Below are 13,670 nucleotides of genomic sequence, written 5' to 3' on the forward strand. Positions count from 1 at the left end.
TTAATTACTTGCTTTTGCACGCAGATCACTGATCAGCTGATCAACCGATTCCGGCGTTAAATTCTCATAAAAAGTATATTCGGGGCCAATTTGCAATACCGGGCCAAAACCACAGGCAGCAAGGCATTCTACACCTCTCCAGCTAAATAAACCGTCCGGAGTAACTTCGCCTTCTTTAACACCTAATTTCTGTTCTATGTAATCCATGATCTTCTCTGCACCTACCAGGCAGCAAGGGCCTGTACGGCAAATTTCCAAAAGGTATTTGCCTTGCGGGCGTAAAAGGTACATGGTATAAAATGTGGCCACCTCGTAAACTTCAATCGGCTCAATTTTTAAGTACTCGGCAACTTTATCCATTGCAGGTACGCTTAACCAGCCAAATTCGGCCTGTACATCATGCAGAATAGGCAATAATGCAGATTTCTGCTTACCTTCCGGGTAACGGCTCACCTTATCGGCAAACTTGGCTAATAACTGTGTTGAAAATTCAACCGGTACCTGGGTATTTTCTACTTTAAGCATCTAACTCTCCGGCAATAACGTTTAAACTACTCATGTTAATAATAGCATCAGACAGCAGCATGCCGCGGCTCATTGGTGCATACATCGAATAATTGATGAAGCTTGGCCTGCGGAAATGCAAGCGATAAGGCGAACGGCCGCCATCATTTACCAGGTAGAACCCTAACTCGCCATTTGTACCTTCAACACTGTGATACACTTCACCAACCGGTGTTTCAATCTCACCCATCACAATTTTAAAGTGATAGATCAATGCTTCCATATTGTTGTACACTTCCTCTTTAGGAGGCAGGTAAAACTTAGGCACATCAGCATGGAAAATAGTAGGATCTTCCTTTTCTATTTTGGTCAGGGCCTGCTCAATCATGCGCATGCTCTGCCACATTTCTTCATTGCGTACCAGGAAACGATCATATACGTCACCAGTGGTACCCACCGGTACTTCAAAATCAAAGTCCTCGTAAGAGCAGTAAGGATTCATGGCCCTTACGTCGTAATCTACACCGGTAGCACGCAGAATAGGACCGCTCCAGCTATAATCAAGGGCTGTTTCGGCAGATACCGCTGCAACTCCTTTGGTACGATCTATAAAGATGCGGTTGCGGTTAAACAGGTTTTCGAATTCCTTTAATACCGCCGGAAATTCTTTTAAGAACTTACGGATTTTGGCAAATGCAATTTCATTAAAGTTACGCTCGAAACCACCGATACGCCCAATGTTGGTTGTAAGGCGCGATCCGCAAACTTCTTCGTAAATCTCATAGATAGCTTCACGGTATTCCATCATGTACAGGAAGCCTGTAAAGGCGCCGGTATCAACACCTAATACCCCATTACAAATAATGTGGTCGGCGATACGGGCAAGCTCCATGATGATTACGCGCAGATAATCTACACGCTTAGGTGTTTGTATATTCAACAGCTTCTCAACCGTCATGTGCCAGCCCATGTTGTTGATTGGGGCCGAACAGTAGTTTAAACGGTCGGTAAGCGGGGTGATCTGATAAAACGGCCTGTGTTCGGCAATTTTTTCAAATGCACGGTGAATATAACCTATGGTTGAAACACCGCTTACAATACGCTCGCCATCCAGCTGTAATACGTTTTGGAAAACGCCGTGGGTAGCGGGGTGAGTTGGACCCAGGTTAAGGGTTGATAACTCACTTTGTAAATCGGTATCTGTGAATGACGGAAAATTCTGCATGTTCTATCTTCCAAAAAAATAATCTTTTTTATCCACACGGTTCGGATCTTCCAGCGGATACTCTTTGCGCATCGGATAAACAGTCATATCGTCTACGTTTAAAATACGGCGCAGATCAGGGTGACCGGTAAAGTTAATGCCAAAGAAATCATATGTTTCACGCTCCATCCAGTTAGCGCCTTTCCATAAAGCTGTAGCCGAAGGGATGTTTACATCACCATCAGCCAAATATACTTTGATACGGATGCGCACATTATTAACCAGGCTGTGCAAATGGTAAATAACACCTATTTCTTTACCTGTTTGTTCCGGATAATGGATACCTGTAATATCTGTCAGGTAAATGAATTGTAATTCCGGGTGAGTTTTCAGCCAGCCTAATACATCCATAATCTGCTCGCGGCTGGTTTCAACAGTAAGCAGGTTATATGGCTCTACCGGCGATGCAATAGCTTCGCCAAACTGTGCAGTTAACTTTTGAAGCAGCTCTTCGTTGCTGATCTTACCCATTATTGAATTCCGTATTTAGCTAATAAAGCCTGGTATTCAGGCGTATCTCTTCTTCGCAATGACTCTGTTTGAACCAGCTTCTGAATGTTCATAAAGCCGTCAATAATAGCTTCGGGGCGCGGAGGGCAGCCGGGAACATAAACATCCACCGGGATCACCTCATCAATACCCTGTAAAACAGAGTAGGTATCAAAAATACCACCGCTTGATGCACAGGCACCTACTGCCATTACCCAACGGGGTTCGGCCATTTGCAGGTAAACCTGGCGCAGCACCGGCGCCATTTTTTTTGAAATTGTACCCATTACCATTAACAGATCTGCCTGGCGCGGCGAAAAGCTCAAACGCTCGGCGCCAAACCTTGACAGGTCATAATGCGAGCCCATTGTAGCCATAAATTCGATACCGCAGCATGATGTTGCAAATGGCAAAGGCCATAAAGAATATGAGCGCGCCAGCCCCACTGCTTTGTCTAACGACGTAGCAAAAAATCCCGACCCTTCTATACCCGGAGGCGCATCAACTATTTGAATATCACTCATTGAATTACTTTCAAAAAAGATGAATATCTGATTATCCAGATAGACAAACTTACAAATAAATAACGTTGTAAACCCTACACTATGACGCCGTGCAAGCTATTTAGAACCAGTCTAAACTCATTCCCAATCTAACGCACCTTTTTTGATAATGTAGATAAAGCCAAGTAATAAAGTACCCATAAAAATGAACATTTCGATCATGCCATCTTTACCCAGATCTTTAAAATTTACTGCCCAGGGGTACATAAATATTACTTCCACATCAAACAAAACAAACAGGATAGCCACCAGGAAGTATTTGATGGAAATAGGTGTACGTGCGTTACCAATTACTTCAATACCCGATTCAAATGGCGTTAATTTATCGTTCGTGTTTCTCTTAGGACCTAATTTGTGGGTAAAGAACATAGTAGTTACCACAAAACCAATGGCCACTATCATTTGAAAAATTATCGGGAGGTAATTAACCGGTAAACTTTGTGCTTCCATGATGCAAATATAGCAATGAGATAAAAATAAAAAAGGCCTCTTTATCAGAGGCCTTCATTTTGTGAAATATTGTATTACTTGCCTTTACCACCGGCCGGCTTGCTGAAGAAAGCCTGAGCCTGTTTATTGGTGGGGTCATATTCCCTGGCTTTAGTAAAGTTCTCTGTGGCTTTAGCCATATCTTTCTCCTTGTACTGATAGTAAGTACCAAGGTAAGCATATGCCGAAGCAAGAGATTTTTTATCGTTATCAGTTACGCCTTTAGCGGTTACAATCTGAATATATTTCTCGTAGTAAGGCTTAGCTAAACCTTTAATATTCTGACGGTCTTTGTCTTTTGTATCATTTACATAAGCACGGTACAAGGCTACAGCTGCAATAGGCGTAGTAGCAACGTGCTCGATGTGTGCAAAAGCCGAATCTGATTTAGTTAACAAAGTAGTGTCAGCTTTAGGGTCTTTCTCGTCATAAGCATAGAAGTAGCTGATACCCTCGTTAAGGTAATCCTGTAATTTAGGATGGCTTACTTTAGAAATATATTTGCTGTAAGCTGCACCAGCTTCTGCATATTTCTTTTTAGCATAGTAGCTTTTTGCAATCTCATTAAATACATCTGCCTGGGTAGTATCCATATCATATGCTTTACGCAATGATTGAATACCTAATGAATCCTGGCCTAATTTCATTTCTAAACGGCCCTGGTACAAATAATCACGAGAGATCACACGTTTAGGATCAGCCTGGGTGATCCATTTGTTAAGGGCAGTTAACCCAGCCTGGTAGTCGCCATTTTCATAAGCTGCATAACCCAGGTAACGGTAAGCACGCAGGTTAGCGTTTGAAGCAGAGGCAATAGCAGATGCTTCTTGCTGTAATGTTTTCCAATCGCCGGCATTGATCAGGAAGTCGGCATAACGCATACGTGACTCAACCGACATATCTGTTAAGCTCAGGTATTTGCGGTACAGGTCTGCCGCTGCCTTAACTTTTTCTGATGCTACCTTAGGGTCAGTTTGCGACCAGCGTAAGTCTGTTTCAGCCCATTCGCGGTAAGCAGGACCAAAATTAGGGTCGATTGCTAAAGCTGCCTGGAATTGTTTTTCAGCATCCTGGAAGTTATTAGCATATTTCCAAAGCACACCAATAGCTACGTTAGCAGTTGCTGATTTTGGATCAAGCGCAACGGCGTCTGAATAATACTTGTACGCTTCAGAGCTCTTTAACTGGCTGCGATATGCATCGCCTAAAGCAATATTAAGGTCTGCATCTTTAGCGTTAACAGAAAGGCCTTTAGTTAAAACCGCGATAGCAGCATTAGCATCCTGCGCTGGTACAGCACCATTGCTGGCTGTTGAAATTAAATAGCTGCGGCCAACATAAACGTATGGCTTGCTATCCTTACCTGCCATAGAAATGGCTTTATCAAAGTTTTGGGTTGCACCTGAATTGTTTTTGTCAAGGTGGTCAACCAAGCCTAAACCTGCATAGTTTAAAGCCGATTTAGGGTTTACTGCAATACCTTTATTGAAGGCCACTTTTGCAGAATCTGTATAATCTTGTATAGCATATACCCAACCCAGATAAAAGAAATTTTCATCTTTGTTTGGCTGAGTAGTAGTCAGGTTTTTCAACATTGACTTAGCTTTCTGGTATTGTTCGGCGTCAATAGCTTTTTTGGCGTCGGCAAGACTTTGCGCAAAAACTGATGATCCTATAAATACCAAGCCTGATGCGGCATACGCTACTTTACTTACTAATTTCATAGCTTAATTTTATAGTTTTAGTTTAATAGTAGTTACTCTTTTATATTAATTAATCGCTGTGGGATAGAGTCGGGCAGTAAACCTGATTTAAGGATGATGCGCTGCCCTCTGTCGCTTGAAACGAAATCGGCAAACCCTCTGCCTAACCCTACCTTACCTGTGCTGTTAATTACGTACAGGCGCCTGCTTAAAGGATATTGCTTTAAAACAAGCGATGTTTGTGACGGCTTATAGTATTCTTTGCCATAAGCTTTACTGTTTTCGTCGCGAACGGCAACAATTTTAACATTGTTTACATCTGCGGCATAATCCGGATCCGGATCATTTAACCAGCTAAAGCCGATGATACCAATAGCATTGTCATGTGTACTTACATATTTAAGTACTTCTTTGTTAGACTTTAACGCGTAAATGTTTTTTTGCTGTAGCTCTTTATTGCCGCTAAAGTCTTTCAAATATCTTACCAAGCTTGAGTTTGGATTATCAAAAACGATATTCCTATCAGTTTTAGTGTCCCCGTTCAGCATTTTTTTGATGTCATTTACCGTAATCAACGTATCATTTGACGCTTTGTTTACAATTAGCACCACCGCATCAATAGCAAACGGTATAGTTTCCGGAGGTAAGGTTCTGTTTTTTAAAACCCTTGCTTCAGTAGTATCTAACTCGCGTGATAAGATAGCAACCCTTACACTGTCATTCAGTAAATCTCTCAATGCCTCATTCTCGGTAACGTATTTAAACTCGGGCTTAGCTTCTGTAAATATGCCTTTAAACACATAAGCCTCTTCGTCTATTATGGGTTTAAACGACTCATCTACAGCTATCACTTCATGGCCTGTATGTACAGTATCATCGCCCATGAACCTCTTATTTTGCTTTTGCCTGCAAGTTGCAAATACTAATAATAAGACACAGCCCGAAAGCAAAAGTTTAATGCTATTCTTCATCCGGTTCTTTTTTGAACAGTCTTGAAAATCTTAACACCCCGTACACTATGATTAACGAACCGATACCTATGCGCTGCCAATTACTAAATGGCAGGTTAAGCCGGCTCCAGAAGATGACCATAAGGCCGAATGTTAATACACAAATAAATGTAGTAATGCCTAAAATAAGCAAAAACCGCCTTTTGAGCGATTTTTGCTTATCATGTAATTTGTATGACATGAAGAAGATTATTGATCTTGCAGGGTAAAGCTGATTGGCACAGTGTACTGCTGCCTAACCGGCCTACCGTTCTGGATACCTGGTTTCCATTTTGGAGATGCCTTTAACACGCGGATAGCTTCTTCGTCGCAACCGCTGCCGATACCACGCAGTACGTGGATATCTGTAAGCGAACCGTCTCTTTCAACAACGAACTGTACAATTACTTTACCTTGTACGTTGTTTTCTTTTGCAACTGCAGGGTATCTGATACTTCTGCCCAGGTAAGCGCCGAATTTATCAAGACCACCAGGGAACTCTGCAGATTGCTCCACAGAAGTAAAGATCTGGTTAGGGTCTTCCTCGGTTACTTGTTTAGTATCACTGTTACCAACAGGCTCATCAATACGGATCTGAGCGTTAGGATCACCTTTCTGGTCTGTTTGGCCAGGATCAGCTGTCTTTAACTCTTCCACAGTTGGCGGATCTTTCTCACGCACCATGTTATCCGGCTTAACAACCGGAGGTGGGAATTTCACCTGGTCAACTCTTGGCTTTGGTGGCTCAGGAGGCGGCGGAGGTGGTTTTTTAGTTTGGTCAACTGGCGGCGGTGGTTGTAACACAACATCGGTTACTTTAACTTTCTCATCCGCCTTTGGTAGGATACCCTCAATCCAGTTGATGATGGTTGGTATGGAAATAATAACGACAAATAGGATTACTGCTATTACCACAGAACGGTTAGTGTTCTTTGGGTTTTCTTTTCTTAGCTCGTAAGCACCATAAGCCTTATTACGACCAGTAAAAACCACATCAAGCCACTCGGGTTTTAATATGTCTAACTTTGATCCTAACATTTTATAGGCTTTTAATTTTAACGTTGTTAATTAACAAATATTTTAATAGATGTTTTGCTTTTTAAGCTCCTCTATTTCAGCTTTGGTAATATCTACGATACCGTAGCTTTGAATATTGGTGATGGCCATTTCATCAAGGATATCAACTACATTTTTGTAAACTGACTTATCACTTGGTTTAATGATCACGAACATATCTTTACCTGTGCTTGCCTTTACTTTCTGAATGTTTTCAATCAGTGTTTTACGAATATCGTTTTTGCCATATCCTTCAACAGTTGGGGCTGATTTACCTGGCTCGCCGATGTACCACTCTAACTTGTCATTGCTGCCAAGCAAAATGGTCATGGTACGCGAAGCTGCAACATCTAACTGATTCTGCGGATTTTTTTGGTCTTTATCCGGCATGGTCAAGTCCATCGCCTGCGGCTTATTAAGCGTAGTGGTAAGCATGAAGAAGGTAATCAGCAGGAACGCTAAATCCACCATCGCAGTCAAATCCACACGGGTCGACTGCTTCTTGGTTCTAACCTTCCCGCCTTTGCCCTCGCTGGAGGAGGTGTCTAATTCTGCCATTTTTTAATTATTTAGCGCTTCTTAAAGAAGTGATTAAACTAAACTTGTTTACTTTTTGCTTCTGCAGGATGTCGATTACTTTCTTAATAGTAGGATACTCCTCTTTGCTGTTACCTTTAATGGAGATACGCATTTCTGCACTATTGATCTCTTTATCGGCAATACGCGCTTCACGCACCCAGTTGAACAACTCATTATTCGCAGTTGTATCAGCAGGGATACCTGGCTGTTTAAAATCTTCGCGCTTGTCAGATTCCATGTTTAAGAACTGTTTCATCTGATTCATCGGAACACCTACAGCCTGCATGTTAGCGTAACGGGCCTTTTCTGCCGGGGTAAAAGTTATACCGTACTTCTGGCCCATAGACTCTAAAGTAGCCTCACGTATTTTTGATCCTGTTATATCAATAAACACCTTGCCCTGGCCTACTACTAAAGTAGCAATGTTTTCTTCCGGCTGCTTAATAGTAACCGTAGAAGCCGGGGTATCGATCGGAACCGGATCCGGTGTTTTTGTTTTTGCTGTTAATATGAAAAAGGTAAGCAACAGGAACGCAACGTCGCACATGGCGGTCATGTCTGTTGAGGTGCTTTTTCTTTTAATTTTTACTCTGGGCATATTGTGTTTAATTAAATATATAAAGTGGACGTTATAAACATCCTGCCCCGTATGAGGCAGGACTAAAACTATGCACTAAATATTTTAACGCTTGTGAGAAGCAGCAAATGTTTGAACAATGCTGAAACCGGTTTCGTCAATTGCGTAAGTAAGTTTATCAATTTTTGAAGTAAAGATGTTATAGAAAATAATTGATAAACATGAAGTTAAGATACCGATAGCTGTATTGATCAAGGCTTCAGAGATACCAGATGCTAACTGAGTTGAGCTGGCAGCACCTGAAGTTGCAAGAGCCGCGAATGCAGAGATCATACCACGTACTGTACCTAACAGACCGGTTAATGTACCGATTGATACTAAGGTAGCAATGATGGTTAAGTTTTGCTCTAACATTGGCATCTCTAAAGCTGTTGCTTCTTCAATGTCTTTTTGAATTGCTAATACCTTCTGGTCAACGTCCAGGTTTGGTTCAGCTTCCATTTCTTTGTATTTTTTAAGGCCAGATTTGATAACGTTTGCCACTGAACCTTTTTGTTTGTCGCACTCAGCAGTAGCTGCATCAATGTTGCCTGCGTTTAAGAAACCTTGGATTCTTTTAACGAAAGCGTCAACGCTGCTTGTACCTGAAGCTTTACCGATAACAATGAAACGCTCGATAGAGAAAATAAATACCATTAACAGATAAGTAACAAGGATAGGTACAATTGGACCACCTTTGTGTACAGTACCGAAGTAATCGGCTGGTTCTGCTTCTGGGTTACCGCCTTTGAAGTGACTTGGGTCACCTAAGATAAACATGTAGATAAGAACTGCTACCACGAATGCAATTGGAATAGCAAGTGTAGCGAATACGGCTGATGTACCTGAGCTTTCCTTTTTAACCGGTGTACTTGGTTTTGGTGCGTTTGCCATTACTTTAAATTTAGTTTTAGTTTTTGTTTATAATAAAAGTTAATTAATGTGCTTACTAAGCGGATAACAAATTTAATACTTTATGATTACAAAAAATCAAAATATCATACGTTAATAAAAATTTAATATCCGTCGTCAAAAATGCCTGCAATTAGTATTTACTAACTACATCTATGCATAAAATTGCATGTCGCCCAGACAATTTTTTACAATAAAAACTATTTTTTTTAATAATAACAAGCAGGATACTATAAAAAATGTGTAACTAAGGTGATATAGTGCCAATAATATGACTGTTTAAACAGTTAATTGTTCTTAATTAATACCTTACTATTAAATACTTTAACACCACCGGTTAATTACCATATCAACCGCCTGCTTTTTTTGCTTTATATCCGTCGGCCTGTAACTGCAGCAGTACCTTGTCCCTGAAATCGCCCTGTATCAGGATCTCGCCATCCTTTACAGAGCCACCCGTGCCGCACCTGGATTTCAACTTTTTACCTAACGCTTCCAGGTCGTCATTATTACCTAAAAAGTTATTTATACGCGTAACCAGCTTGCTTCCGCCTTTCCTGTCAAGGAAGATCTTTAAGTTTTGCTGCTGCGGAGGTAATGTTTCCTGTGTTTCATTCTGTTCAGCCTGATACTGGAAATCAGGGTCTGTTGAATAGATCACCCCTGTAAACTTTTTGTTTTTACCTGCCATTGTTCTTACCGTTAAAAGTTGATCCAACAATTACCTTTAATATATGCGGCACTACCTCTATCTCCGCTTCGGTGCCTAACATCTGCGGTTCGCCATCCAAATGCACAGGGCCCGGCTCTTCGCGCTTTACTTCTATATGCCTGCCTTTTATAATCTCAACATAGTCTGATTTATCGGCGGTACCGGTAAACATCCTGAGGCCCATTTCCGGGAAACGATATAAAGGGAAGGGTTTTATCACGCAAACATCCAGCAAACCATCCTGCACAGAGGCATGCGGCGAAACATGCGCATTGTTTCCGTACTGCGACGAGTTGGCAAAGCTGAGCATAAAGGCTTCGCGCTCATATTGCTTACCGTCAATATCTAAATGATAAACCTGTGACTTATAAGTAGTAATTTCTTTTACCGATGATTTAAAATAGGTGGTAAAGCCCCTTGTTTTCTGGTGCGAAAATACCTCACTGATATGAGCGTCGAAACCCATACCCGCCATATTGAAAAACCATTGGCCATTAATCTTGGCGCCATCAATGGTTTCAGTATTTACACTATTCAACGTTTTAATGGCTTCGGCAGTATCCATAGGTATATGTAAAAACCTCGAAAGCCCGTTGCCCGACCCAAAAGGAATGATACCAAATATTGCCTTACTACCTGCCAATGCCGATGCAATCTCGTTCACGGTGCCATCACCTCCCACGGCTACAATAATATCGTGATGGTCTATGGCTTCGGCAGCCATTACACTGGCCTGCGACTGTGCTTCTGTAAACTTTATGTCGTAATCGAAAATACTTTTATCCAGGTAGCGGTCTATCAGCGCCGGCACCTTATCTTTTCGCTTTCCGCCTGCAACCGGGTTAATAATAAACAGTAGCTTCTTTTTCAAACCTTTTAGTTATAATTTTCAAAAGTAAATGTATTTTGCCGCTAATTAAAAATGTTTTAATTTTGACGTCCGGAAGTGGACTGATTTAGTTGTCTTGTACCTGTTATAAGACTGAATTGCAACCACATAAAAAAGTGCTAAAACCATGCTTCTTTATCGCTGCCGCTAACCAGGCTTCCGTATTAACTTAAATTTATTTATGCCTTATTTATTCACTTCAGAGTCAGTTTCAGAAGGCCATCCTGATAAAGTTGCCGATCAGATATCTGATGCTTTAATTGATAACTTTTTAGCTTTTGATGCCGAATCAAAAGTTGCATGCGAAACTTTGGTTACTACCGGGCAGGTAATACTTGCCGGCGAGGTGAAGTCCAAAGCTTATCTTGATGTACAAAAAATTGCCCGCGATGTGATTAACCGTATTGGTTATACCAAAGGCGAATACATGTTTGACGGCAGCTCATGCGGTGTGCTTTCGGCCATTCACGAGCAGTCGCCAGATATTAACCAGGGTGTTGACCGTAAGGAAAAACAGGAACAGGGCGCTGGCGACCAGGGGATGATGTTTGGTTACGCTACCAACGAAACCGATAACTATATGCCGTTGGCACTTGATCTGGCACATGCCTTATTAATTGAGCTTGCTGCCATACGCCGCGAGAACAATGAGATCAAATACCTTCGCCCGGATGCAAAATCGCAGGTAACTTTAGAGTACGACGATAACAATGTGCCTCAACGCATAGATGCGATAGTGATCTCTACCCAGCACGACGATTTTGACGAAGAAACTACCATGCTGAAAAAGATCAGCGATGATATTATCGGCATTTTAATTCCGCGTGTTAAGGCGAAATATCCTAAATACGCTCACTTGTTTAACGACCATATTAAATATCACATTAACCCAACCGGTAAATTTGTAATCGGCGGGCCGCATGGCGATACCGGCTTAACCGGCCGTAAAATTATTGTTGATACTTATGGTGGTAAAGGCGCGCACGGTGGTGGTGCTTTCTCTGGCAAAGACCCTTCAAAGGTTGACCGTTCTGCCGCTTACGCTACCCGCCACATTGCTAAAAACCTGGTAGCTGCCGGTTTATGCGATGAGGTATTGGTACAGGTATCATATGCTATCGGTGTTGCAAAGCCAATGGGTATCTATGTAAATACATATGGCACAGCAAAGGTTGACTTGCACGATGGCGCCATTGCTAAAAAGGTGGAAGAGATTTTTGACATGACCCCTTACGCTATTGAAACCCGTTTTAAACTGCGTAACCCAATTTATAGCGAAACTGCTGCTTACGGCCACTTTGGTAAACCAAGCCAAACCGTAACCAAAACTTATGTTGCCACCAACGGCGAAAAAGTTGAAAAAGAGGTGGAGCTGTTTACCTGGGAAAAACTTGATTATGTAGAAAAGGTTAAAGCTGCATTTGGCTTATAAGTAATTACACAAATAACTTTCAAAGCGCCTCTATTTAGGGGCGCTTTTTGTTTGAAGTCACTATCTTTACACACATGCATCATCCTACCCATAACCCGTGGAAAATAACCGGCGAAAAAGCAGTTTATGACAACCCGTGGATCAGTTTAACCGAATATCAGGTCATTAATCCGGCAGGAAACCCAGGCATTTATGGTAAGGTGCATTTTAAAAACCTGGCTATTGGTGTTCTACCGCTTGATGAAGAGCTAAACACCTACCTAGTTGGGCAGTACCGTTTTACTATTGACCAGTACAGCTGGGAAATGCCCGAAGGCGGCGGCCCGCATGAGCATGAACCGCTTGACTCGGCCAAGCGCGAACTGCTGGAGGAAACAGGACTTAAAGCCAAATACTGGACGGAGTTGCAGCGTATCCATTTATCCAATTCCGTAAGTGATGAGTTTGGCATTGTTTACCTGGCACGCGGGCTGGAACAGTTTGAACCCGAACCGGAAGAAACCGAGCAACTAATCGTACACAAAGTCCCGTTTAAACAGGTTTACCGTATGGTTTGCAACGGCGAAATCACCGACTCGCTTACCGTAGCAGCAGTGTTACGTGTACAGCTGTTGATACTGGAAAACCGCCTGCCGTAACGTTTTATCATTTGCGATAAATGCATAAATTTGCCGGTCGAAACAATGAGAAAGATTATCGGAATTATTTTATCACCAATACATTACATAGCTTTCGGGTTAATATTGGTGATCTTTCAACCTATACAATGGATTTGCTATAAACTGTTTGGCTACAAAGCGCATAAGTATTCAGTAGACATCCTTAATTTCTTTTTAACCAGCAGCTATTACCTGCTGGGCAACCGCGTAAGCTGGACAAACAGGCAACCTTTACCACTGAACCGCCCGATGATATTTGTAGCCAACCACCAAAGTATGTACGATATCCCCCCAATGATATGGCGGTTAAGTAAGTATCATGCAAAGTTTATTTCTAAAATTGAGCTGACTAAAAACATCCCTTCTATATCATACAATTTAAAAGTAGGCGGCGGCGCAAACATCGACCGTAAGGACCAGCGCCAGTCCATCACAGAATTAATGAAACTGGGGCAGCGCATGAAAGAAAACAACTGGTCCACCGTTATTTTCCCGGAAGGTACCCGTTCTAAAGATGGTAATATTAAATTCTTCCGTGCGGCAGGTATTGCCACCATTCTTAAAAAATGTCCTGATGCTTTATTAGTGCCCATTGCTGTAGAAAACTCGTGGAAAATGGTGCAATATGGTGCATTTCCGCTAAGTACATTTGAGCATTTAAAATTTACAGTGCTTAACCCTATAGAGCCTAAAGCAGCAGCAAATGTGGATGAAGCAGTATTGCAATGTGAAAACGAGATTAGGAAATTTTTAGGACAGCCTGAAAATTTAGAATCAAGAGACAAGGCTCAGGAAACAAGAGCTTAATCTCGTC

17 protein-coding genes are annotated in these 13,670 nt (G+C 41.8%); 3 read left to right on the top strand and 14 right to left on the bottom strand.

The genetic code is table 11. From position 1 onward, the window contains the following. The 14 genes from PQ461_RS19555 to PQ461_RS19620 all read right to left on the bottom strand — a co-directional run bounded on the left by PQ461_RS19555 (window position 1) and on the right by PQ461_RS19620 (window position 10,747). Window positions 1-525: an NADH-quinone oxidoreductase subunit NuoE family protein gene (locus PQ461_RS19555; RefSeq protein WP_274207244.1), complete on the bottom strand. Its 525-nt coding sequence runs from the start codon at window positions 523-525 to the stop codon at window positions 1-3. Then, complete coding sequence (locus PQ461_RS19560) at window positions 518-1,729, bottom strand: NADH-quinone oxidoreductase subunit D (protein ID WP_274207245.1); 1,212 nt, start codon at window positions 1,727-1,729, stop codon at window positions 518-520. Before PQ461_RS19560 ends, PQ461_RS19555 begins: the two co-directional genes overlap by 8 nt. Before the next feature lie 3 nt (window positions 1,730-1,732). Then, complete coding sequence (locus tag PQ461_RS19565; protein WP_274207246.1) at window positions 1,733-2,239, bottom strand: NADH-quinone oxidoreductase subunit C; 507 nt, start codon at window positions 2,237-2,239, stop codon at window positions 1,733-1,735. Then, entirely contained in the window at window positions 2,239-2,781 is a 543-nt protein-coding gene (locus PQ461_RS19570) for an NADH-quinone oxidoreductase subunit B (protein ID WP_274207247.1), read from the bottom strand. The genes PQ461_RS19565 and PQ461_RS19570 overlap by 1 nt, the downstream gene beginning before the upstream one ends. A 117-nt stretch (window positions 2,782-2,898) precedes the next feature. Further along, a complete protein-coding gene (locus PQ461_RS19575; RefSeq protein ID WP_274207248.1) occupies window positions 2,899-3,270 on the bottom strand; it encodes an NADH-quinone oxidoreductase subunit A in 372 nt (123 codons plus the stop codon). A gap of 74 nt (window positions 3,271-3,344) precedes the next feature. Further along, entirely contained in the window at window positions 3,345-5,033 is a 1,689-nt protein-coding gene (locus tag PQ461_RS19580) for a tetratricopeptide repeat protein (protein ID WP_274207249.1), read from the bottom strand. A 32-nt stretch (window positions 5,034-5,065) separates the two neighbouring features. Then, the gene (locus PQ461_RS19585; RefSeq protein WP_274207250.1) at window positions 5,066-5,896 is read right to left on the bottom strand and encodes a PstS family phosphate ABC transporter substrate-binding protein; all 831 of its coding nucleotides are present in this window, start codon (window positions 5,894-5,896) and stop codon (window positions 5,066-5,068) included. 76 nt (window positions 5,897-5,972) lie between these two features. After that, window positions 5,973-6,203, bottom strand: coding sequence for a hypothetical protein (locus PQ461_RS19590; protein WP_274207251.1), 231 nt, complete (start codon window positions 6,201-6,203; stop codon window positions 5,973-5,975). A gap of 8 nt (window positions 6,204-6,211) precedes the next feature. Beyond that, window positions 6,212-7,039, bottom strand: a complete 828-nt coding sequence (locus tag PQ461_RS19595) for an energy transducer TonB (RefSeq protein WP_274207252.1) — start codon at window positions 7,037-7,039, stop codon at window positions 6,212-6,214. A gap of 42 nt (window positions 7,040-7,081) precedes the next feature. After that, a complete protein-coding gene (locus tag PQ461_RS19600) occupies window positions 7,082-7,615 on the bottom strand; it encodes an ExbD/TolR family protein (protein WP_274207253.1) in 534 nt (177 codons plus the stop codon). A 7-nt stretch (window positions 7,616-7,622) separates the two neighbouring features. After that, window positions 7,623-8,234 carry an ExbD/TolR family protein gene (locus tag PQ461_RS19605; protein ID WP_274207254.1) on the bottom strand — a complete coding sequence of 204 codons (612 nt, stop codon included), beginning with the start codon at window positions 8,232-8,234 and terminating at the stop codon, window positions 7,623-7,625. 84 nt (window positions 8,235-8,318) lie between these two features. After that, window positions 8,319-9,146, bottom strand: coding sequence for a MotA/TolQ/ExbB proton channel family protein (locus PQ461_RS19610; RefSeq protein WP_274207255.1), 828 nt, complete (start codon window positions 9,144-9,146; stop codon window positions 8,319-8,321). 367 nt (window positions 9,147-9,513) lie between these two features. After that, a complete protein-coding gene (locus tag PQ461_RS19615) occupies window positions 9,514-9,855 on the bottom strand; it encodes a translation initiation factor (RefSeq protein WP_274207256.1) in 342 nt (113 codons plus the stop codon). After that, complete coding sequence (locus PQ461_RS19620) at window positions 9,845-10,747, bottom strand: diacylglycerol/lipid kinase family protein (protein WP_274207257.1); 903 nt, start codon at window positions 10,745-10,747, stop codon at window positions 9,845-9,847. The genes PQ461_RS19615 and PQ461_RS19620 overlap by 11 nt, the downstream gene beginning before the upstream one ends. Before the next feature lie 199 nt (window positions 10,748-10,946). Between PQ461_RS19620 and metK the strand changes: the two genes are divergently transcribed. From metK to PQ461_RS19635, 3 genes are all read left to right on the top strand, one after another. Then, window positions 10,947-12,197: a methionine adenosyltransferase gene (metK, locus tag PQ461_RS19625; protein WP_274207258.1), complete on the top strand. Its 1,251-nt coding sequence runs from the start codon at window positions 10,947-10,949 to the stop codon at window positions 12,195-12,197. A gap of 74 nt (window positions 12,198-12,271) precedes the next feature. Continuing rightward, a complete protein-coding gene (locus PQ461_RS19630; RefSeq protein WP_274207259.1) occupies window positions 12,272-12,835 on the top strand; it encodes an NUDIX domain-containing protein in 564 nt (187 codons plus the stop codon). Between the two features lie 45 nt (window positions 12,836-12,880). Then, entirely contained in the window at window positions 12,881-13,663 is a 783-nt protein-coding gene (locus PQ461_RS19635) for a lysophospholipid acyltransferase family protein (RefSeq protein WP_274207260.1), read from the top strand. The last annotated feature ends 7 nt before the right edge of the window (window positions 13,664-13,670 follow it).

The organism is Mucilaginibacter sp. KACC 22063 (assembly GCF_028736115.1).
In the GTDB taxonomy this organism is placed as follows: Bacteria; Bacteroidota; Bacteroidia; order Sphingobacteriales; family Sphingobacteriaceae; genus Mucilaginibacter.